Origin of the sequence: Streptomyces sp. CB02366 (genome assembly GCF_001905905.1) — a bacterium.
Lineage (GTDB): Bacteria > Actinomycetota > Actinomycetes > Streptomycetales > Streptomycetaceae > Streptomyces.
This window is the reverse complement of record NZ_LIVT01000010.1, coordinates 109541-130104: the sequence shown is the minus strand read 5'-3', so window position 1 is coordinate 130104 and position 20564 is coordinate 109541. Positions and strand designations below refer to the sequence as shown.

Genomic DNA, 20564 nt, shown 5'->3' with positions numbered 1-20564 from the left:
CCCCGGAGACCGTTCGGGCCCCGGGGGGGGGAGGCGGCTACCGGGGGTCCTGGGCGAACTTCGCCGTCGACCAGAAGTAGCCGAGCACCACGAGTCCGATGCTCCAGCCCACGGCGAGCCAGCCGTTGTGGCCGATCTCGCTGCCGAGCAGCAGCCCGCGCAGCGTCTCGATGGCCGGGGTGAAGGGCTGGTACTCGGCGATCGGCCGGAACCAGCCCGGCATCGTCTCCACCGGGATGAACGCGCTGGACAGCATCGGGAGCAGGATCAGCGGCAGGGCGTTGTTGCTGGCCGCCTCGGCGTTCGGGCTGATCAGCCCCATGCCCACGGCGATCCAGGTGAGGGCGGCGGAGAAGAGGACGAGCAGCCCGAACGCGGCCAGCCACTCCAGGGCCGTGGCGTCCACGGACCGGAACCCGATGGCCACGGCGACCGCGCCGACCAGGACCACGCTCAGCACGCTCTGGAGCACGCTGCCGACGACGTGCCCGACGAGCACGGAACCGCGGTGGATCGCCATGGTGCGGAAGCGGGCGATGATCCCCTCGGTCATGTCGTTGGAGACGGAGACCGCGGTCCCGATCACCGTGGAGCCGATGGTGAGCATCAGCAGGCCCGGGACGATGTAGGCGATGTACGTGGAGCGGTCGGCCCCCTCGCCGCCGATGCCCGCGCTCATCACGTCGCCGAAGATGTAGACGAAAAGCAGCAGGAGCATGACAGGCGTGAGGAGCAGGTTCAGGGTGAGGGAGGGGTAGCGCCGGGCGTGCAGCAGGTTGCGGCGCAGCATCGTGGACGAGTCGCGGACGGCGAGGGCGAGGGTGCTCATCGGACAGTCTCCTTCGGCTGGTGGGTCGGGGCGGCCACGGGGGCGCCGGTGAGGGCGAAGAACACGTCGTCGAGGTCGGGGGTGTGCACGGTCAGCTCGTCGGCCTCGATGCCGGCCGCGTCCAGCCGGTCGAGGACGGAGCGCAGATCGCGCTGGCCGCCGTCGCTGGGGATCTGGAGCGACAGGGCCTCGTCGTCCCCGACCCCGCCGCGCAGGGCGCCGGCGGCGGACCGGTAGGCGGCGGGGTCGGTGAACCGCAGCCGGACGTGGCCGCCGGGCACGATCCGCTTCAGCTCGTCGGCGCTCCCCTCGGCCGCGATCCTCCCGCCGTGGAGGACGGCGATACGGTCGGCCAACTCGTCGGCCTCCTCCAGGTACTGGGTGGTGAGGAAGACAGTGACGCCGTCGGACACCAGCTCGCGAACGATCCCCCACATGGTGTGGCGCGAGCGCGGGTCCAGGCCGGTGGTCGGCTCGTCGAGGAAGATGATCCGCGGCCCGCCGACCAGCGTCATGGCGATGTCGAGGCGGCGCTTCATGCCGCCGGAGTAGCCGGAGGCGGGCTTCTTCGCGGCCTCCACGAGGTCGAAACGCTCCAGCAGTTCGGCGGTGACCCGCCGCCCCTCGCGCCGGGACAGGTGGTGCAGATCGGCCATGAGGAGCATGTTCTCCTCGCCGGTGATCAGGCCGTCGACGGCGGAGAACTGCCCGGTGACGCCGATCGCGGTCCGCACGGCGTGCGGATCGGCGGCCAGGTCGTGGCCGCCGACGCGCAGTTCGCCGGCGTCGGCGGAGACGAGGGTCGAGAGGATCTTGACGACGGTGGTCTTGCCCGCGCCGTTCGGACCGAGCAGGGAGAAGACGGTGCCCTGCGGGACCGACAGGTCGATGCCGTCGAGCACGACCTTGTCGCCGTAGGACTTGCGCAGTCCGGTGGCGGTGATCGCCGGCGTCGCGACCTGGGCGGCACGCGGTGCGGGGGGCGGGGTGGCAGTCATGCGGAGTCCCTTTCACAGCGGTGGGTACGGGCGGCCCGAGGGCAGGGGCGGGCGCGGGCCGGCCCGAGGGCAGGGGCGGGCGCGGGCCGGCCCGAGGGCGTGTGCGGGGGCCGGGCCGGCCCGGAGTGGACGTGCGGGGAGAGCGGCGGTGCGGGCGGGAGAGGCGGTACGGGGCCCGGGGGTCAGGCGCGGCGGATGACGATGTCGCCCGCCCCGGTCCGGGCGTGCACCTCGGCGGTCTCGTCGGAGCCCTCGGGACCGGCGGCGGCACCGAGGCCGTTGCGGACGGTGCCGTACTTGGGCTCCAGGTCGAGCCAGGCCGCCGTGCCCTCGTGGATGCCGACCTCGACGTCCCCGACGGAGGTGCGGAGGGCGACGCGCCCGCGGATCACGTCACCGACGCGGATGCGCCCGTTGGAGGTGGTCGCCTCCACCCCGGCGTGGGCGGCGCCGATCTCGATCCGGCCGTTGGCGGCCTTGGCCACGGTGCTGCCGTGGACGATGCCCACGGAGATGTCGCCGTTGGCCGCGTTGGCCTTCAGCTCTCCGAAGACCTCGTCGATCCCGGTCGCGCCGTTGCCGTTCTTGACGACGACCGACCCGGCGACCGCACCGATCTCCACCCGGCCGGAGCCGGTGATCTCGGCGTCCCCGGTGGAGCGGTCCAGCCGGATGTCCCCGTGGTCGGTGGCGAGTTCGGCGCGGGCCGCCTCGTCCACCCGGAGGTCGCCCAGCGAGGTCTTGAGCCGCACGTCCCCGAGCGGCCCTTCGCAGGTGAAGCCGCCCAGGGCGGAGGCGCCCCGCACGTCGGACCCGGCCGGCAGCTCGATGCTCACCACGACGGAGCCCGGCCTGCCGAACAGGGACCGCTTCTTCGGGGTTCTGACGGTGAGGCGTCCGTCCGAGCAGGAGACCTCGGTCTGCTGCACGGCGCGTACGTCGTCCTTGTCGGCCCCGTCGGCCGGCAGCACCTCCACGATCGTGTCGACGCGCTTGCCGGCGGTGATGCGGGCGGTGCCGGCGTCCAGCTCGACGACGGCGGAGATCGGCGCAGGGGTGGCGAAAGAAGGCATGGTCGTCCCGTCCTCGTGACTCGGTGCGTTGATGAGTGCTCGGTTGCGTCGGCCGGATCGGACGATCAGCCGGTGAAGGTGGTGCGGAGAGGGTCCGGGCCCTCGGGGCGGCGGGCTCTAGCGGACCCAGCCGGTGAAGCCGCCGGAACTCCTGCCCCGGCGCGGCGCGCTCGGCCGCTCGCCGCCGTCGAGGGCGAGGGAGACGGCCCGCACCAGCCAGGCGTTGACCGACAGGCCCTCGGCCGCCGCCGCCCCCTCGGCCCGGCCCTTGAGGTGGGCCGGGAGGCGGAGGTTGATCCGCACCATGGTCCCGTCGTCGGCGTCCCCGGCCGGAGGCGCGGCCACGGCGGGGGCCGGGGCCGGCTCCCGCACCTCGGCCACCGGCTCCGGCGCGGGCGGCGGCGTCACCACGAACTCGGGGTCGAGTCCGCGCAGCCGCACGTCCACCGAGCCGGGGGCCAGCTCCCGGGTGACGTCTCCCATGGCGGCGGAGAGCACGTTGAGCAGGGTCAGCCGGGCGGCGGATTCCAGGGGAACGCTGAGCCGCTCGGCCAGGGCGCGGGCTTCGTCTCCGCTGGCTTCCGCCGCGGCGGCGAGTTCCCGCCGGAGGTTGTCGACGTAGGGGGTGAGGTCCATGGCTCAACTATGGCACAAGAATGGCACCACGTCGAGCCATGTTGGCACAGTTTCCTTGAAACCACCTCTGACCTGCGGATTCACCACCCACCTCACCCTCATGGCACCACCAGAACTCCCCGGGCACCCCACCATGGCACCACCCGAGCGCCATGTGGCACCACATGGCACCCAGGCGTGCCACCGGGGGGCACTCCGTACGCTGCGGCACCCTCACCCGCGCCCACGCGCACGCCGCCCGCGTGGCGCGCCCGCCATCGCCGTACGCACGAGGTACAGACGGAGGACGAGCACCCCGCGCACCGGGCCCCGCACGGCCCCGTGCCCCGACACCCACCGGAGCCCCCGTGCCCCCCACGCCCCCGCCGCAGGACCCCCCGAACCCGCAGGACCCCGAGGCCGGCCGTCCGGCCGAAGACCCCCCGGCCTCCTGCCTGGCCCTCTGCTCCCACACCCATCTGTTCCCGGGCGCCCGCTGCCGCCTCCAGGGCCTGCCCCACCCGGAGGCGTTCGCCGCCGCCCCGGAGCCCCTCGACGTCTACCTGCGGTTCTCCGACGGCACGGCCGCCGCAGCCGAGCTCCGCACCGGCGACGCCACGACCCTCACCGTCGCCGCCCACACCACGGCGGCCGGGACGCCCCTCGCCGAAAACGCCTGGGTCGTCAAGGGGTTCACGCTCCAGCAGGAGGAGGTGGAACTGGCCATCGGAGCCCGGTCCCCCCTGCCTCCGCCCGGCACCGCCGGATGAAGCGGCGGCTCCCCCGAACGGCCGAAACGAAGGTCCCGCCCCGGTGAGGACCGGGGCGGGACCGACGGCGACCGCACCCGCTCTCCCGCTCCCGCGAGAGAGCTGCCGAAGTCCGCAGAAGCAGAGCGGGAACCGTACGGGCGGACGGGTGCGGGTCTCCCGGGGACAGTTCCGGACCTTCCCGGTCCTCGGCCCCCGGGGTGCTTCACCCGACCCGGCGTCCGCCGTTCCGGCGGCGCTCGGGAGGCGGCCCGCCCGTGCCGGTCCGCTGCTCCTTGGGCTGTTTCGCGGCCTCGGGAACCTGCCCGTGGAAGTACACGAGCTTCCCCTGCCCCCGGGCTCCCAGCCCGTGGTGGCCTTTCGCCGGTTGCTTCTTTCCCATGAGCCGGCCTCCTCGCGTGCATCGCGTCCAGGACCCTGGCGTTCGGAAGTCAACGTTCCCCATCACCGTACTGCGGAGCCCGTGGAGCGGCGACCGGCGGACGCTCGCGCTGCGACCCCGCGGAATCGATGTGATGCTCACCACGTGCATATCTCTGAACTGACTTCCCACATCCGTGCAGAACTGGGAAAGCCTCGGTCGTACCCGGCGATCACCCTGGTCATGCCGACCGACCCGGACTACCGGTTCAACGACAAGGACCGCATCCTGCTGCGCGACCTGGTGACGGAGGCCAAGCGCCGTCTGGCCGACGATCCGGACGTCGAGAGGGAGGCGCGGCTGCAACTGAGGGACCGCCTGCTGGACCCCGACGCGATCGAGCGGGCCGCCGATCCGTCGCCCGAAGGCGACGCCATGGTGGTGTACGTGGCGGCGAACGAGCCGGTGCAGGTGTGGCGCGTGACGTCGCCGCAGGAAGTCCGGCCGCGGGTGGAGTTCGCCGAGGAGTTCCTCACGCGGTACCTGGTGGACGCCGAGCAGCGGTCCCGGCCGTACCTGGTGCTCGTCCTGGACCAGGAGACGTCCCGGCTCTACCGGGGTTCGGTGCGGAGGCTGACCGAGGTGACCGAGCACGGTTTCCCCGCCGCGCCGCAGATCCCGTCGCCCGAGGACGCGATCCCGGGGCCGATCCCGAACGCGGCCCCGTACCGGGGGCACGAGGAGCGGGTGGAGCAGTACCTGAAGACGGTCGACGGGCACCTCGGCGGATACCTCGACGCGCACGGCCCCCTGCCGCTGTTCGTCATCGGGGGCACCAAGGTCCTCCCCGCGTTCGAGGGCCTCACCGCCCACGGCAGGCAGGTCGCCGGGACGCTCGCGCTGGCCGGCATGGGCAGCGAATCGCCGCAGGACCTGGCGGAGCGGCTGCGGCCGGCCCTCGACGACTTCCACGCCCGGCAGACCGCCGAAGCGGTGTCGGAGCTCGATGAGGCACGCGGGCAGGACAGGGTCGCGGACGGCCCGGAACAGGTGTGGACCGCGGTCGCGGACCGCCGGGTGCGGCGGCTGGTCCTGGAGGAGTCGCTGGTGCTCGCCGGCCGCATCGTCGGCGAGGGCCGCGAACTGGAGACCGTCCAGGTCCCCGAACCCGTGACCCTGCCGAACCCGGACCCCGACGTCCGCCCGTCCCCGCCCGGTGTCGCCACCGACATCGTGGAACGCCTGGTGGACGGCGCCGTAGCGGCGGAATCGGACGTGCTGTTCGTCCCGGACGGCACCCTCCCCGACTCCGGCGGCGTGGCCGCGCTGCTGCGGTACTGAGACCCGCCCCCGGCGCGGCCGGCTCCCGCCGATGCCGCCACGTCCACGGCGACGACAGAAGCCCGGATCGGACGACATCCGACCCGGGCTTCTCGCTGAGCCCCCTGTCGGATTCGAACCGACGACATCCGACTTACAAGATCGGAGCTCTGGCCAGCTGAGCTAAGGAGGCACCGGCGCACGCCACAGACATGCGCCGAGACCCCACAACTCTACACAGCCGCACTCCCCCACGGACAGGCATATCGGACGGCCGTAACCACTCACTCGCCTGTTCGTTGAACGCACTGCAGTGCCATCCGGATATCGGACAGGGGGAGGGGTCGTGGCCAAGGCTGCGGGGAAGGGCGAAGCCGTCCACGCCACCGGCGCGGAGGCCGAGCGCGTCAAGCGCGAAGCACGGGGCGTTCCCACCCGGATCGAGCATCGGCAACGGGCGGCCGGGCCGATGCGGCGGCGAGCGCCGGAAGCCGGTACCCGACAGCGCGTGTACCGCTACCGCTGCTACCCGTCCCCCGCCCAGACGGCGCAGCTGCTCAAGACCTTCGGCGCCTGCCGCTGGGCCTACAACGAGGGCCTCGCACTGAGGGACAAGGCTTGGCGTGAGCACCGGGTGCCGCTCGGGTTCGCGGAGTCCTGCCGGGCGCTCACGGGCTGGCGGAACGCCGAGGAGACACGGTGGCTGCAGGAGGTGTCCTCGACCGTTCTCCAGCAGGCGCTTCGCCATCTCGACGCCGCGTTCGGGCGGTTCTTCACGGGAATGGCCGGCCATCCGAGACGCAAGAAGAAGAGCCGCTGCCGTGACTCCGCGACCTATGTCCGTACGGGCTTCCGCTGGGTGGAGGACCCGGAGCGGCCCGGTACGGGGCTGATCGCGTTGGCCAAGCAGTCCGGGCCCCTGCCTGTCCGCTGGTCCCGGCCGCTCCCGGCGGGCGCCCGGCCGGTGAAACTGACCGTGAGCCGGGACCGGGCGGGGCGCTTCTTCGTCTCGGTGCTGGTGGAGGAATGGATCGAGCCGCTGCCGCCCGTGTTTCTGCGGGACGGTGGTGGGCCGAAGGCGGTCGGTCTGGACCTCGGGCTGGCGGCGCTGGTCACGCTGGACGACGGGGAGAAGGCGGGCCGCCCCCGGCTCCTCGAGAAGTACGGGGCAAAGCTCGCGGATCTGCAGCGGAGTTTGCACCGCAAGGAGAGAGGGTCGAGGAACAGGGACAAGGCGCGGCAGGAGATCGCCCGGTTGTACGCCCTCATCGGTGACGTTCGCAGGAACGCGCTGGACCAGCTCACCACCCGCCTCGTGCGCGAGAACCAAGTGCTCGTGGTGGAGGATCTGGCCGTCGCCTCTCTCTTACGGTCGCCTCGGGGGAGGGGGCGCCGACGGAAAACGGGGCTGAACCGGGCGATCCTCGATGCTTCCTGGGGCGAGTTGCTCCGGCAGCTGCGGTACAAGTGCGCGTGGTACGGGCGGACGCTGGTCGTCGTCGACCGCTTCTTCCCCTCGACACGGCGTTGCTCAGCATGCGGGGCAACCGGGCCGAAACTGGATCTGGCAGTGCGCGGCTGGTCGTGCGGTGGGTGCGGTGAGGCGCACGACCGGGACGTGAACGCGGCACGGAATCTGCGGGACGAGGGCATGCGGCTGTACGAACGGGTGGCCTCGTCGCTGCCACCGGGAAGGGCCATGCCCTCGATGATCAGGGCATCCGAAGTGCCGGACGTGGAGCGGGCGAGGTAGTCGGCTCAGGAAGAGGCGAGAAGGGCGTGCCGGACCGACGGGCCGTCGGCCGTGATGCCTGTGGAGTCCGTGTGAGACCGGCAGGGCGTGGCCTTCAGGGCGACGTCCGGTCGGCGGCGGGTGCCGAAGCAGGAAGTCCCCTCTTGCACGGGGGCAGGTCAAAAGTGCGTTGCTCTGGCGTCCCCCGGTGCACGAAAGCGATTTTCGTGACCCGAGAGGTACTGACAGGGCGCAGGAACGCCAGGTAGCGTCACGGCAGGTCCGCGTCTGTGGACCAGACCACTCCCTACTCGGATCGTCCGGCACGTTCCTGCCGGTTGAGGAGAAGATTCATCATGGCCAGCGTCACGTTCGACAAGGCGTCCCGCGTCTACCCCGGCTCCACGAAGCCGGCTGTGGACCAGCTCGAGATCGACATCGCCGACGGCGAGTTCCTCGTCCTCGTCGGCCCCTCCGGTTGCGGCAAGTCGACCTCCCTGCGCATGCTCGCGGGTCTGGAGGACGTCAACGGCGGCGCGATCCGCATCGGCGACCGCGACGTCACGCACCTGCCGCCGAAGGACCGGGACATCGCCATGGTGTTCCAGAACTACGCGCTCTACCCGCACATGACCGTCGCGGACAACATGGGCTTCGCGCTCAAGATCGCCGGTGTGAACAAGACCGAGATCCGGGCGAAGGTCGAAGAGGCCGCCAAGATGCTCGACCTCACCGAGTACCTGGACCGCAAGCCGAAGGCGCTCTCCGGCGGTCAGCGCCAGCGTGTGGCGATGGGCCGCGCCATCGTGCGCGAGCCGCAGGTGTTCCTCATGGACGAGCCGCTGTCGAACCTCGACGCCAAGCTCCGCGTCTCCACCCGTACGCAGATCGCCTCGCTGCAGCGCCGCCTCGGCATCACCACCGTGTACGTCACCCACGACCAGGTCGAGGCCCTCACCATGGGCGACCGGGTCGCGGTGCTGAAGGACGGGCTGCTCCAGCAGGTGGACTCGCCGCGCAACATGTACGACCGCCCCGCCAACCTCTTCGTCGCCGGCTTCATCGGCTCCCCCGCGATGAACCTCGTCGAGGTCCCGATCACCGACGGCGGCGTGAAGTTCGGCAACAGCGTTGTCCCGGTTTCCCGCGAGGCCCTCACCGCCGCCGCGAACCGCGGTGACACCACCGTCACCGTCGGCATCCGCCCCGAGCACTTCGACATCGTCGAGCACGGCGGCGCCGCCGCGAAGACGCTGACCAAGGGCTCCTCGGACGAGCCGGCCGGTCTCGCCGTCTCCGTCAACGTCGTCGAGGAGCTGGGCGCCGACGGCTTCGTCTACGGCTCCACGCGGGTCGGCGGCGAGCACAAGGACCTGGTCGTCCGCGTCGGCGGCCGTGCCGTCCCGGAGAAGGGCACCGAGCTGCACGTCGTCCCGCGCCCGGACGAGCTGCACGTCTTCGCGACCTCCACCGGCGAGCGCCTCGCCAACTGACGCGCCTCCCGCCCTGCGCACGGCCCCGCCTCCCCGGCCACACCCCGGGGGCGCGGGGCCGATGTCGTTGGAACCCGGTGGGCGGCGGCCGAGGGCCGACGCCGGCTGCGTCATCACCATGGTCCCGCGCCCGCGCCCGGGGGCTTTCCGGGCGACGGCTGCGCCACGCCCCGTCCGGAACGGCGAGGGCGGAGCATACGCCGCATCGAGCAGTGTGGGAATGATCACGGCTTCGGCGAGCGGCGTCATTTTACTCGGACTTTGCTCTCGGTGCTGAGAGCGTGGGGGCATGGCTACGACGAAACCCGGTCCCCTCACCAATATCGGCACCATAGCCGTGCCCGTGCTCGCCCTGGTGGTACTCGCCTTCACCTGGGGGCGCGAGATACCCGGGGTGGTGGTAGCGCTCGTCGCGCTCTGTCTCGCCGGAGCGGTCCTCTCCGCCGTGCACCACGCGGAAGTGGTCGCGCACCGGGTCGGTGAGCCCTTCGGCTCCCTGGTGCTCGCCGTCGCCGTGACCATCATCGAGGTCGCCCTGATCGTCACCTTGATGGCTGACGGCGGGGCCAAGACCTCCTCGCTCGCCCGCGACACCGTCTTCGCCGCCGTGATGATCACCTGTAACGGCATCGTGGGTCTCTCCCTGTTCGTCGGCGCGTGGAAGGGCGGTATCGCGCCGTTCAGCACGGAGGGCACCGTCGCCGCCGTGGCGACGGTGACGACGCTCGCCACGCTCAGCCTGGTTCTGCCGACCTTCACCACCGGCGCCCCGGGCCCGGAGTTCACCGGTGCGCAGCTCGCCTTCGCGGCCGTCGTCTCCCTGGCGGTGTATCTGCTGTTCGTGGCCATGCAGACGATCAGGCACCGCGAGTACTTCCTGCCCGTCACCCGGGACGGCGAGGTGCTCGACGAGGAGGACCACGCCCACCCGCCGAGCAATCGCGAGACCTTCCTCAGTCTCGGTCTGCTGCTCGTCGCGCTCGTCGCGGTGGTCGGCAACACCAAGGGCCTCTCGCCCGTCATCGAGTCGGGCGTCGACGCCGCGGGACTGCCGCCGGCCTTCGTCGGTGTGATCATCGCGCTGCTCGTGCTGCTGCCCGAGACCCTGGCCGCGTCCCGCTCCGCCCGCCAGGACCGCACCCAGATCAGCCTCAACCTCGCCCACGGTTCCGCCATCGCGAGCATCGGCCTCACCATCCCCGCCATCGCGGTGGCGTCGATCTGGATGGAGGGCCCGCTGCTGCTCGGCCTCGGCGCGACACACATGGTGATGCTGGCCCTCACCGTGGTCGTCAGCGTCCTCACGGTCGTCACCGGCCGCGCCACGCTGCTCCAGGGCGGTCTGCACCTGACCCTCTTCGCGTCCTTCGTCTTTCTCTCGATCAGCCCCTGACGCCCCGTCGGCAGAGCACGGGAGCAAGAGGACCGGTTCATGATCACGGCAACGACGGAGCGGGGAGGGGTGAGGAGAGCACGGTGGTTCGGGTTTCGGCGGCGTACGGGCCAAAAACCCCGGCACACTCCGCATTTCACCCCGCTTCGTCAACCTCGTATTCGAAAGGACGCGTCGAACCATCCCCCACGAGAGTGACGAATTGTCATCGAGTCATCACCGGCCGCTACGCTCGCTGCGTGACCCACACCGCGCGCCGCATCGGCCGATCCCTCGCTCTCGTCCTGCCCGTCGTCATGGTTCTGTCCGGGACTCTGGCGGTCACCACCGTTCCGTGGGCCGCGACGGACAACGACTCCCAGCTGCTCGCCGCCTCCTCGGAGACCGTGTCCAAGCCCGCGAAGCCGCACGCGCCGCAGGACGTCCTGCGCGAGAAGCTGCTCGTGGAGCTCCAGGAGAAGGACCCGGGCGCCGCGCTCACGGGCCTCCAGCGCGCCGTGGAGCAGCGTCCCTCGCTCGCCCGCCACTGCATGTCGATCGCGAGGGCGCTCGGCAAGGCGGCCGTCGAGCAGTACGGCCCGACCCGGGCCCACCGCTTCTCCCGCCCCGTCTGCGACACCTCCTTCGCCTCCGGCGTCGCGCAGTTCAGCTGAGCCCGGAAGCCGGTCGCGTCGGCTGAGCCCGGAAGCCGGTCGCGTCGGCCCAGCCGGGGAGACGGCCGCGTCGAGCGCCGCCTTCCCCACCGGGTACCGCCCGTGCAGCGCCGGCCACCGCCTATCGTGCCTGGCATGCATACGTATCCGACGCAGGCCGTGATCCTTGCCGGTGGCCAGGGGTCGCGGCTGCGGCCGTACACCGACGACCGCCCCAAGCCGATGGTCGAGATCCCCGGCACCGGGACGCCGATCATCGGCCATCAGCTGTCCTGGCTGGCCGCCGAAGGCGTCACCGACGCCGTGGTCTCCTGCGGGCACCTCGCCGAGGTGCTCCAGGAATGGCTGGAGTCGGCCGCGCTGCCGCTGCGGGTCACCACCGTCGTGGAGCCCGAACCGCTGGGGCGCGGCGGCGGGTTGAAGTACGCGGCGAGCCGGCTGCCCGATCCGGAGCAGCCCTGGTACGCCACCAACGGCGACATCTGGACCCGCTTCTCCCTGCGGGAGATGGCCGCCTTCCACACGGAGCGCGACGCCGCCGCCACCCTCGCCCTCGCCCGGCCCCGCATCCCCTGGGGTGCGGTGGAGACGGACGCGTTCGGGCACATCACGGACTTCATCGAGTCGCCGCCCTCCCCGTATCTGATCAACGCGGGGGTGTACGTGTTCTCGCCCGCCTTCACGAAGCTGCTGCCGGACCGGGGCGATCACGAGCGGACCACGTTCCCCCGGCTCGCCCGCGAGCGGCTGTTGGCCGGCTATCCGTTGCCGCACGGGGCGTACTGGCGGGCCATCGACACCGCGAAGGACCTCACCGAGGCGGCCCGCGAACTCGGCTCCCACAACGGCTGACCCGCGCCCGCCCACCCCGGCCCCCGCGCCCGCGGGCCCCGGCCCCCGCCTCCGCAAGCCCTGGTCCCCGCCTTCGCACCGCACACCGCGGCCCGCGCCTTCGCACCGCGGCCCGCGCCTCCGGCGTCGCGCGTGAAGGGGCGGCCCCCACCCGGTTCTTCCGTCCGGGTGGGGGCCGCCCCTTCGTGCCGTCGCGGTCGTACGGGCGTCGTACGGGTCAGCCGAGGAGGCCGCCGATGGGGTTCCGGCCGCCTCCGCCCGAGGTCGAACCCTCGCCGCCGGAGGAGGTCGAGCCGCCGGTGGGCTCCGGTTCGCCGCCGCCGGTGCTGCCGCCGGAGGAGCCGTCGCCGCCGGTGGAGCCCGCGGAGGTGGGGCCGGCGCTGGTGGCGGGCGGGGGCTCCTGCGGGGTGGACTGCTGCGGGGGCGCCTGGCCCGTGCCCTGGGTCTGGCTGGGCCGGGTGCCGTCCGAGCCGGTGCTCTGGCCGCCCCCGGTCTCGCGGGCGGCGCCGGGGCCGGTCTGTCCGGCGGTGGGCGTGCTCGCGGCCCCGGAGGGGGTGGGCCGCGGTTTCTCCGGCTGTCGCGGTGTACGGGACGCCTCGCGCTCGCCCGTGGACTCCTCGGGCAGTGGAATGCCGGGGAGGCGGTTGGTGGGGTTGTCGTTGCGGTCGGGGACGGTGACGACCTCGGTGGAGCGGACCGCGCCGCCGAGGATGGAGCCGATGAGCAGCGTGAGGCCGACGACGACCGTGGCGATGACGGTGCCGCGCCGCAGGACCCGGCGGCGCAGGTCCCAGAGGGCCGAGCGCGGGCCGAGCGTGCGCCATGCCTCTCCGGCCAGCCGGCCGTCCAGGGAGTAGACCGGGGCGCCCGCGATGATCAGCGGGCTCCAGGCGGCCAGCAGGATGATGTCGGGGGCGTCGTACACCGGGACCGAGCGCCAGCTGACGGTGAGCAGCAGCGCGGCCGAGAGCAGCGCGCCGAACGCGGCGGCGACCCGCTGCCAGAGTCCGAGGACGGTGAGCACGCCGACCACGACCTGGAGGAAGGCGACGGTGAGTCCCGCGCCGACCGGGTGGGAGAGCGCGGAGTCGCGCAGCGGTTCGGCCACCGCCCACGGGTGCAGGGAGGTCAGCCACTTCACCATCGAACCGCGCTCGCCGCCGTCGAAGTAGACGGGGTCGCACAGTTTGCCCATGCCGTCGTAGATGGAGATGAAGCCGAGGAGGACCCGCATGGGGAGCAGGACGACGCCCAGGTTCATCCGGCGGCCGGGGTAGTAGGCGTGCCGGACGGGGTCGCCCGGCGCGTGCCGGGCCTCTGCCGCTTCGGCGGAGTCCGGGTCGGCGTCCTCGTCGTAGCCGCCCCCGGATCCCGCGTGGCCGTCGGCCGGGTCGTCGTACGCGCCGACGGCCTGCCGCATGGGCGGCAGCAGGGGGCCGGTGCGCTCCGGGGGGCGGGGGGCGGTCAGTACGGGGGTGGGCTGCGTCTCCTCCAGGAGCGGGATGACCTGCGTCGCGCCCGCTCCGTGACCGCCTCCGGACGACCCGCCGAGTCCGGCGTCGAGGTGTCCGGCGGTGGAGTTGCGCACGGCCTGGAGGAGGCCCGTGGCGCCGGGGTCGCCGGGAGCGGACTTCCCGCTCCAGACGACCGGCGCCCGGCGGCGGCCGCCGGCGCCGCTCATGGCGGGGATGCGGGCCGTCTCCGCGGGGGCACCGCGCAGCCGTGCGCGCTGGCCCGGGGCGAGCTGCACCCGGAAGCTGGCGTGGTTGACGATGACCTGCGCGGGGTCGCTGTCCACCTTGGTCATGCTCAGGGCGGGTTGCTCGTCGAACCGAGGCGTTCTGGTGTCCACACTCATCTAACCGAGTGATGTGTGTTTAGGACACTGCCTTGACCGCACGGAATCTGTCCGAGACCCGTCAAGATCAGGCCAAACTCGGGCATCCTGGATGGGTGTTCGGCTCTCGCGCGTCAACTCCGGTGAACGGCGTCTCCACCGGGCGTCCGGGGCCGTCCCGCGGAGGTGGAGCGAGGGCCCCGGACGGAGGCGTACGGCTGCGCCCGGCCGCCCCGGACGGAGGACGCCGGGCGGCCGGACCAGGCCGGTCAGGCGCGGCGGCGGGCCACCTCGTACAGCACGATGCCCGCCGCGACGCCGGCGTTGAGCGACTCCGCGCCGCCCGGCATCGAGATCCGCACCCGGTAGTCGCAGGTCTCGCCGACGAGCCGGCCGAGCCCCTTGCCCTCGCTGCCGATGACGATGACGACCGGACCGTCCAGCGCCTCCAGGTCCTCCACCGTGTGCTCGCCGTCGGCGGCCAGGCCGACGACCGTGAGGCCCGCCTTCTGGTAGCCCTCCAGCGCGCGGGTGAGGTTGGTGACCCGGGAGACGGGGGTGCGGGCCGCCGTACCGGCCGAGGACTTCCACGCCCCGGCGGTCATGCCGGCCGCCCGGCGCTCGGGCACGACGACGCCGTGGCCGCCGAACGCGGAGACCGAGCGGACGATCGCGCCGAGGTTGCGCGGGTCGGTCACCCCGTCGAGGGCGACGATCAGCGGGTCCTCGTGGCTGTCGGCCGCGGCGGCGAGCAGGTCGTCCGGGTGCGCGTACTCGTACGGCGGGACCTGGAGGACGAGGCCCTGGTGGTTCAGGCCGTTCGTCATCCGGTCCAGCTCGGGGCGGGGGGCCTCCATCAGGTTGATGTTGCCGCGCTCGCCCGCGAGCTTGAGCACGTCGCGGACGCGCTCGTCGTTGTCGATGAACTGCTGGACGTACAGCGTCACGGCGGGCACGCCGTCGCGCAGGGCCTCGTAGACCGGGTTGCGGCCGACGACCATCTCCGAGGTGCCCTTCACGCCGCCGCGCCGGGGCGCGGGGCGGCGGGCCGCGGCCTGCTTGGCCTGGGCGTTGGCGACCCGGTTCTTCTTGTGTCCCTTGCGGGCGGAGGCGGGCGGCGTCGGTCCCTTGCCTTCGAGACCACGGCGTCGCTGGCCACCGCTGCCGACCTGCATGCCCTTCTTGTTGGACGTGCGGCGGTTCCTGCGCTGGCTGTTCCCGGCCATGATCTACCTGTTTCGTTGCTTTCAGACGTGCGTACGTATAGGGAAAGTGTGCCGCCCGGATCGCCGGGCGGCACATCTGCGCTGCTGGGCGACGGTGCTCAGCGCGGTCCCAGCGTCCAGCGGGGGCCGCTGGGGCTGTCCTCGATGACGAGGCCGGACTGGTTGAGCTGGTCGCGGATGGCGTCGGCGGCGGCCCAGTCCTTGCGTTCGCGGGCCGACTGCCGCTGGTCGAGGACGAGGCGCACCAGGGTGTCGACGACGCCGTGCAGGTCCTCGCCCCGGTCGGTCTCGCCCGCCCAGTGCGGGTCGAGCGGGTCCAGGCCGAGGACGCCGAGCATGGCCCGGACCTCGGCGAGGCGGGCGGCGGCGGCTTCCTTGTCGTCGGCGGCCAGCGCGCTGTTGCCCTGGCGGACGGTGGTGTGGATGATCGCCAGCGCCTGCGGGACGCCCAGGTCCTCGTCCATCGCCTCGGCGAAGGCGGGCGGCACCTCGGCGGCGGGGGGAACGGTCTCCCCCACCTTCTCGGTGACGCGCTGGACGAAGCCCTCGATGCGGGCGAACGCGGACTCGGCCTCGCGCAGGGCCTCCTCGCTGTACTCGATCATCGACCGGTAGTGCGGGGTGCCCAGGTAGTAGCGCAGGACGATCGGGCGCCAGTGCTTGACCATCTCGCTGACGAGGACCGAGTTGCCGAGCGACTTCGACATCTTCTCGCCGGACATGGTGACCCAGGCGTTGTGCACCCAGTAGTGGGCGAACTCGTCGCCGTACGCCTTGGCCTGGGCGATCTCGTTCTCGTGGTGCGGGAAGACCAGGTCGAGGCCGCCGCCGTGGATGTCGAACGCGGAGCCCAGGTACTTGTGGGCCATCGCGGAGCACTCCAGGTGCCAGCCGGGCCGGCCGCGGCCCCACGGGGTCTCCCAGCTGGGTTCGCCCGGCTTGGCCGCCTTCCACATGGCGAAGTCGCGCGGGTCGCGCTTGCCGGTCTCGCCCTCGCCGGAGGGCTGGCGCAGATCGTCCAGCTCCTGGTTGGACAGCTCCAGGTAGCTCGGGAGCGAGCGCACGTCGAAGTAGACGTTGCCGTCGGCCTCGTAGGCGTGGCCGCTCTCGATCAGGCCGCGCATCATCTCGATCATCTCGGGGACGTGGCCGGTGGCGCGGGGCTCGTAGGTGGGCGGCAGGCAGCCGAGCGCGTCGTAGCCGTCGTTGAACGCGCGCTCGTTCTCGTAGCCGATCGACCACCACGGACGGCCCTGCTCGGCGGACTTCGCGATGATCTTGTCGTCGATGTCGGTGACGTTCCGGATGAACGTGACGTCGTAGCCGCGGTACGCGAACCAGCGGCGCATGATGTCGAAGTTCAGGCCCGACCGGATGTGGCCGATGTGCGGAGCCGCCTGGACCGTGGCGCCGCAGAGGTAGATCGAGACACAGCCCGCGGTGAGCGGGACGAAGTCACGGATCTGCCGGGCGTTGGTGTCGTGCAGGCGAATAGTCACCCCTCAAGGGTAGTAGGCCGACACCAGTGCCCCGCGACCCTTGGCGGATCGCGGGGACAACTTTCTGGCACCGGGGCGGTCCGGGAGGGCTCCGGGGCGGTCCGGGAGGGCTCCGGGGCGGGCCGGGAGGGCTCCGGAAGAGCATTCTCCCGGGGCTCCGGCGGTCACGGTCCGGCCGCTTCCCGCCCCGCCCCGCCCCGCCCCGCTCCTGCCCGGTCTCTCCCGGCGGGCCTCAGATCCGGCCGACCACCTTGCGCGGGGAGATCCGGACGACCACGCGCGGGGCGTCCTGGGCGGAGTCCGGGTTGAACTCCGCGTACGGCTTGCCGGTGTACTTCACCGACAGCTCGTCGATCAGCTCCTGCCCGCCCTCGGTCGTCAGCGTCGCCTCGCCGCGGATCTCGGCGTAGCTGTAGGGGGCGTCGAAGGGCTGGAGGAGCACGGTGACGCGCGGGTCGCGGCGGAGGTTCTTCTCCTTGCGGCGGCCGACGGTGGTGGAGATCAGGAGGTCGTCGCCGTCGCGCTTGACCCAGACCGGGGAGACCTGGGGGCTGCCGTCGGGCTGGATGGTGGCGATGTTGACGAAGACGGGGGTGTCGAGCAGGTTCTTGAGTTCGGGGGAGAGTGCGGCGGTCATGCGGGCGTCCTCCTGTGCGCTGGGGTTCGGTCGGTACGGGGGCCGGGTCCTGCCGGACCGGTCCTGGCGTCCCGGCGTCCCGTACTGCTCCTACCCGGGGACCGCGCGCGCTCCCGGTTCCTTTCGGCCGCATCCCGCCGGAAGGGTGAACGCCAGGGCCGCCCCGGCCAGCGGGACCGTCGCGAGCACCGCCCACCGCACGGGCGCGGGCGCGTCGAGCAGGGCGCCGGTCGCCGCGCTGCCCCCGAGGACGGCGAACCCGGACACGGAGGACAGCGCGCCGGTGGCGAGCCCGAGCCTGCGGTCCTCGACCAGGTCCGGGACCAGGCCGCGGGCGGCGGGGACCAGCAGCATCTGGCCCAGGGTCAGCAGGACGACGAACGCGGCGGCGGGCAGCAGGCCGCCGGGGCCCGCGGGCGTGAGCGGCACGGCGGCGAATCCGGTGGCGACCGCCGCGAGGCCGGTGGCCAGCGCGGTGCGCGGGGCGAGGCGGCGGGCGGACCAGCGGGTCAGCGGCCACTGGAGGGCGACGACGAGCAGCGAGGACAGGGCGAAGAGCCAGCCGAGCGCGGCCTGCGAACCGGTGGCCCGTTCCACCTCGGCGGGCAGCGAGAGGTAGAGCTGGTTGTACGCGACGAGGTAGCTGCTGTAGGCGACGCAGAGCAGCAGGAACGCCCGGTTGGCGAACACCGCCCGCCAGGCCGGCGGCTCCGGCCGGTCCGTGCGGGGGGCGGCGCCGGGGACCGTCCGCGGCATCAGGAGGGCGTGGCCGGCCAGGACGCAGGTGAAGACGAGGGCGCCGGCGAGGCAGGCGGCCCGGAAGCCGCCGCCGAGCAGTAGGAGCAGGGAGCCGAGCAGCGGTCCGAGGAACGCCCCGGCCTGCCCGGCGGCGGAGAACAGGGCCAGGACGTGGGCGCGCGGGGCGCCGGCGCCGTGTTCGTGCCGGACGGCCTCGCGGGCGGCCTCGGACTCCACGGCCGGGGAGAACAGCGCGGCGGCGAAGCCGATGAGGAGGACGGCGGCGATGACGGTGGCCGTGGAGCCGGCGAGGGCGAGCCACCCGAACCCGGCGATCCGCAGGGCGCAGCCCGCCAGCACGACGGGGCGCGGTCCGTACCGGTCGGTGAGCGCGCCGCCGACCACGAAGAGGCCCTGCTGGCTGAAGGTGCGCAGCCCGAGGACGAGTCCGACGAGCCAGCCCGCCATGCCGAGGCCGTTGCCGAGGTGGGCGGCCAGGTAGGGCAGGACGGCGTAGAAGCCGAGGTTGAAGGCGAACTGGGTGGCGGTGAGGAGCCGCAGGTAAGGGGTGGACTCACGGGTGGGCCGGGGCCGTCGGCGGGCTTCCTCGGCGGGGGCGCGCAGGGGCGGGGTCATGGGGCGCCCTCTCCCCGGGCGGGGGCGTGCGCGGCGACGAGGGCCGGCGCGGGCGCGCGCGCCGGTGTGCGTACGGAGGTGGTGGAGAGCGTGCGTACGAAGGCGGTGGGGGGCGTGCGTACCGGCGCGGAGCGGGGGTGTGTCCGTACGGGGAGCGGCGCGGGCGCGTTCATCGGGCGCCCTTCAGGCCCGCCGGGGTGCGCCCGCGTACCGCCGCCGAGGTGAGGACGGCCAGCGCGCCGAGGACGGCGAGCGCGGCGGCGGGGGCGAGAACGGCCCAGGGGGCGCGTTCCGCGTACGGCATGTTCTCCGACAGCATCCGGCCCCACTCCGGGGCGGGCGGCTGTGTGCCGAGGCCGAGGAAGCCGAGGGAGGCCAGGGCGAGGGCGACGGCCGGGATGCGCAGGAGGGCGTGCCGGGCGACGGGCGGGAGGACGCCGGGCAGCACGTGGCGGCGCAGCAGGTGGGCCCGGCCCGCGCCGAGGGCGACGGCGGCGGCGAGGTGCGGGGCGGCTTTCTCCTGGGCGTACAGGGCGGCGGTGTGCGCGGCGAGCGGGGCCCAGGCGACGGCGGCCACGGCGGCGGCCGCGCCCCAGGGCCCGGGCCCGGCGACGCCCGCGACGACGAGTCCGGCGAGGACGGCGGGGAGCGCGTTCGCGGTCTCGGTGAGCGCCCCGGCGCGCAACGCTCCCAGGAGCAGCCCGAGCACCAGGGTGACGGCTCCGACCGCGACGGCGGCCAGCGCGGTGCGGGCGGCCCCGTGGCCGAGCCGGGCGAGGACGTCGCGGCCGAGGCCGTCGGTGCCCAGGGGGTGCGCGGCGGAGGGTCCGGCCAGCCGGGCGGCCGTGTCGACGTGGAGCGGGTCGCGCAGGAGGCCCGCGACGGTGACCGCGATCAGCAGGCCGCCGAGGACGAGCGCGGCCGCGGCGAGCGTGCGGCGGACGGGCAGCCGGGGCGCGGTGAGGGCGGGCAGGGCGCCCTCGGTGAGGGCGGGGCCGAGCAGGAGGCGGGCGGCGAGGCGGGCCAGCAGTCCGGCGGCGATCCCGAGGAGCAGCAGCACGAGGACGGCCGCCCGGAGGACGGGCAGGTCCTGGGCGAGGGCGGCGGCCAGCGCCGTGCCGCCGAGGCCGGGGATCGCGTACAGCGTCTCGACGGCGACCGCGCCGCCGGTCAGGCCGACCACGACCAGGCCGAGTTGGGGCAGCAGCCCCGGCAGCGTCCGGCGCAGGGCGTGCCGGGCGACGGTCCGCCCCGGTATCCCGCTCGCGGCGGCGGCCCGTGCCCAGGGTTCGGCGAACGCGCCGGGCAGGGCGTCGTCGAGGAGCCGGCCGAGCAGCGCCCCGGCGGGGACGCCCATGGAGAGGGCGGGCAGGACGAGTTGGCCGGGGGCGCCCCAGCCGAGCGCCGGGAACCACCCGAGGTGCACGGCGAACACGGTGGCGAGGACGGCGGCGAGCAGGAACTCCGGCAGCGCGGCGAGCACCGCCGCGCCCACTCCGGCGCGGGTGCGGACGATCCGGCGCATGGCCCCGCGCCGGAGGGTGGCTGCGCTCAGCGCGAGGGCGAGGAGGACGGCGACGGCGAGGGAGGCGCCCATGAGGGTCAGGGAGTTGCCGAGGGCGGCCGTGACGTCCGGCCCTACGGGCTGCCCGGAGACCCAGGACCTCCCCGGGTCGCCCCGGAGCAGCTCGCCGAGCCAGTCGCCCAGGGCCTGCCGCGGGCCGCCGTCGAGGCCGGTCTCGGCGCGGATCGCGGCGAGCGTCTCGGGGGTCGGGGCCCGGTCGGCGTACCGGGCGTGCAGGATCGTGCGGGCGGGGTCGGTCCGGGTCAGCCAGGGCAGCAGTCCGAGCACCGCGACGACGGCGAGCAGGGCGCCGAGCCGGCCGGCGAGGTACTTCACCC

The 20564-nt window shown here is 73.4% G+C and carries 18 protein-coding genes and 1 tRNA gene; 7 read left to right on the top strand and 12 right to left on the bottom strand.

All coding sequences use genetic code 11. The annotated features are described in order from the left end of the window. Positions 1-37: 37 nt before the first annotated feature. From AMK24_RS24995 to AMK24_RS24980, 4 genes are all read right to left on the bottom strand, one after another. Entirely contained in the window at positions 38-829 is a 792-nt protein-coding gene (locus AMK24_RS24995) for an ABC transporter permease (RefSeq protein WP_073771116.1), read from the bottom strand. Next, the gene (locus AMK24_RS24990) at positions 826-1827 is read right to left on the bottom strand and encodes an ATP-binding cassette domain-containing protein (RefSeq protein ID WP_073771115.1); all 1002 of its coding nucleotides are present in this window, start codon (positions 1825-1827) and stop codon (positions 826-828) included. Before AMK24_RS24990 ends, AMK24_RS24995 begins: the two co-directional genes overlap by 4 nt. 182 nt (positions 1828-2009) lie before the next feature. After that, positions 2010-2900: a DUF4097 family beta strand repeat-containing protein gene (locus AMK24_RS24985; RefSeq protein ID WP_073771114.1), complete on the bottom strand. Its 891-nt coding sequence runs from the start codon at positions 2898-2900 to the stop codon at positions 2010-2012. A gap of 117 nt (positions 2901-3017) precedes the next feature. After that, positions 3018-3536 carry a toxin-antitoxin system HicB family antitoxin gene (locus tag AMK24_RS24980; protein WP_073771113.1) on the bottom strand — a complete coding sequence of 173 codons (519 nt, stop codon included), beginning with the start codon at positions 3534-3536 and terminating at the stop codon, positions 3018-3020. A 434-nt stretch (positions 3537-3970) separates the two neighbouring features. Between AMK24_RS24980 and AMK24_RS24975 the strand changes: the two genes are divergently transcribed. After that, complete coding sequence (locus AMK24_RS24975; protein WP_073771167.1) at positions 3971-4285, top strand: hypothetical protein; 315 nt, start codon at positions 3971-3973, stop codon at positions 4283-4285. Between the two features lie 205 nt (positions 4286-4490). Here the strand turns inward: AMK24_RS24975 and AMK24_RS33995 are convergent, their stop codons facing one another. Further along, on the bottom strand, positions 4491-4667 hold the full coding sequence (locus AMK24_RS33995; RefSeq protein ID WP_158072173.1) for a hypothetical protein: 177 nt from the start codon (positions 4665-4667) through the stop codon (positions 4491-4493). 222 nt (positions 4668-4889) lie between these two features. Between AMK24_RS33995 and AMK24_RS24970 the strand changes: the two genes are divergently transcribed. Then, entirely contained in the window at positions 4890-5987 is a 1098-nt protein-coding gene (locus AMK24_RS24970; RefSeq protein WP_242435242.1) for a baeRF3 domain-containing protein, read from the top strand. A gap of 98 nt (positions 5988-6085) precedes the next feature. Here the strand turns inward: AMK24_RS24970 and AMK24_RS24965 are convergent. Next, positions 6086-6159, bottom strand: a tRNA-Thr gene (locus tag AMK24_RS24965). A gap of 153 nt (positions 6160-6312) precedes the next feature. Here AMK24_RS24965 and AMK24_RS24960 point away from each other — a divergent pair. The 5 genes from AMK24_RS24960 to AMK24_RS24940 all read left to right on the top strand — a co-directional run bounded on the left by AMK24_RS24960 (position 6313) and on the right by AMK24_RS24940 (position 12089). After that, positions 6313-7719, top strand: coding sequence for an RNA-guided endonuclease InsQ/TnpB family protein (locus AMK24_RS24960; protein ID WP_073771111.1), 1407 nt, complete (start codon positions 6313-6315; stop codon positions 7717-7719). Positions 7720-8054: 335 nt separating this feature from the next. After that, positions 8055-9191: an ABC transporter ATP-binding protein gene (locus tag AMK24_RS24955; RefSeq protein ID WP_073771110.1), complete on the top strand. Its 1137-nt coding sequence runs from the start codon at positions 8055-8057 to the stop codon at positions 9189-9191. A gap of 289 nt (positions 9192-9480) precedes the next feature. Continuing rightward, entirely contained in the window at positions 9481-10584 is a 1104-nt protein-coding gene (locus AMK24_RS24950; protein ID WP_073771109.1) for a calcium:proton antiporter, read from the top strand. A gap of 239 nt (positions 10585-10823) precedes the next feature. Beyond that, entirely contained in the window at positions 10824-11237 is a 414-nt protein-coding gene (locus tag AMK24_RS24945; protein ID WP_073771108.1) for a hypothetical protein, read from the top strand. A gap of 135 nt (positions 11238-11372) precedes the next feature. Next, positions 11373-12089 (top strand): nucleotidyltransferase family protein, encoded by a 717-nt coding sequence (locus AMK24_RS24940; protein WP_073771107.1) that lies wholly within the window; start codon positions 11373-11375, stop codon positions 12087-12089. 217 nt (positions 12090-12306) lie between these two features. Here AMK24_RS24940 and AMK24_RS24935 read toward each other — a convergent pair whose 3' ends face one another. The 6 genes from AMK24_RS24935 to AMK24_RS24910 all read right to left on the bottom strand — a co-directional run bounded on the left by AMK24_RS24935 (position 12307) and on the right by AMK24_RS24910 (position 20562). Beyond that, on the bottom strand, positions 12307-13947 hold the full coding sequence (locus AMK24_RS24935; RefSeq protein ID WP_242435241.1) for a DoxX family membrane protein: 1641 nt from the start codon (positions 13945-13947) through the stop codon (positions 12307-12309). A 248-nt stretch (positions 13948-14195) separates the two neighbouring features. Next, on the bottom strand, positions 14196-15152 hold the full coding sequence (rlmB, locus tag AMK24_RS24930) for a 23S rRNA (guanosine(2251)-2'-O)-methyltransferase RlmB (protein WP_073771105.1): 957 nt from the start codon (positions 15150-15152) through the stop codon (positions 14196-14198). Between the two features lie 98 nt (positions 15153-15250). Next, entirely contained in the window at positions 15251-16651 is a 1401-nt protein-coding gene (cysS, locus tag AMK24_RS24925; protein WP_073771104.1) for a cysteine--tRNA ligase, read from the bottom strand. Positions 16652-16883: 232 nt separating this feature from the next. After that, a complete protein-coding gene (locus tag AMK24_RS24920) occupies positions 16884-17288 on the bottom strand; it encodes a PPOX class F420-dependent oxidoreductase (protein ID WP_073771103.1) in 405 nt (134 codons plus the stop codon). Positions 17289-17378: 90 nt separating this feature from the next. Next, complete coding sequence (locus AMK24_RS24915) at positions 17379-18662, bottom strand: MDR family MFS transporter (RefSeq protein WP_073771102.1); 1284 nt, start codon at positions 18660-18662, stop codon at positions 17379-17381. A gap of 169 nt (positions 18663-18831) precedes the next feature. Further along, positions 18832-20562 (bottom strand): ABC transporter permease subunit, encoded by a 1731-nt coding sequence (locus AMK24_RS24910; protein ID WP_073771101.1) that lies wholly within the window; start codon positions 20560-20562, stop codon positions 18832-18834. Positions 20563-20564 lie beyond the last annotated feature (2 nt).

Bases quoted from the DNA above. Each gene is read 5' to 3' on its own strand.
- AMK24_RS24995 (WP_073771116.1), bottom strand. From the start codon at position 829: ATGAGCACCCTCGCCCTCGCCGTCCGCGACTCGTCCACGATGCTGCGC.
- AMK24_RS24990 (WP_073771115.1), bottom strand. From the start codon at position 1,827: ATGACTGCCACCCCGCCCCCCGCACCGCGTGCCGCCCAGGTCGCGACG.
- AMK24_RS24985 (WP_073771114.1), bottom strand. From the start codon at position 2,900: ATGCCTTCTTTCGCCACCCCTGCGCCGATCTCCGCCGTCGTCGAGCTG.
- AMK24_RS24980 (WP_073771113.1), bottom strand. From the start codon at position 3,536: ATGGACCTCACCCCCTACGTCGACAACCTCCGGCGGGAACTCGCCGCC.
- AMK24_RS33995 (WP_158072173.1), bottom strand. From the start codon at position 4,667: ATGGGAAAGAAGCAACCGGCGAAAGGCCACCACGGGCTGGGAGCCCGG.
- AMK24_RS24970 (WP_242435242.1), top strand. From the start codon at position 4,890: ATGCCGACCGACCCGGACTACCGGTTCAACGACAAGGACCGCATCCTG.
- AMK24_RS24955 (WP_073771110.1), top strand. From the start codon at position 8,055: ATGGCCAGCGTCACGTTCGACAAGGCGTCCCGCGTCTACCCCGGCTCC.
- AMK24_RS24950 (WP_073771109.1), top strand. From the start codon at position 9,481: ATGGCTACGACGAAACCCGGTCCCCTCACCAATATCGGCACCATAGCC.
- AMK24_RS24940 (WP_073771107.1), top strand. From the start codon at position 11,373: ATGCATACGTATCCGACGCAGGCCGTGATCCTTGCCGGTGGCCAGGGG.
- AMK24_RS24935 (WP_242435241.1), bottom strand. From the start codon at position 13,947: ATGAGTGTGGACACCAGAACGCCTCGGTTCGACGAGCAACCCGCCCTG.
- rlmB (WP_073771105.1), bottom strand. From the start codon at position 15,152: ATGGCCGGGAACAGCCAGCGCAGGAACCGCCGCACGTCCAACAAGAAG.
- AMK24_RS24920 (WP_073771103.1), bottom strand. From the start codon at position 17,288: ATGACCGCCGCACTCTCCCCCGAACTCAAGAACCTGCTCGACACCCCC.
- AMK24_RS24915 (WP_073771102.1), bottom strand. From the start codon at position 18,662: ATGACCCCGCCCCTGCGCGCCCCCGCCGAGGAAGCCCGCCGACGGCCC.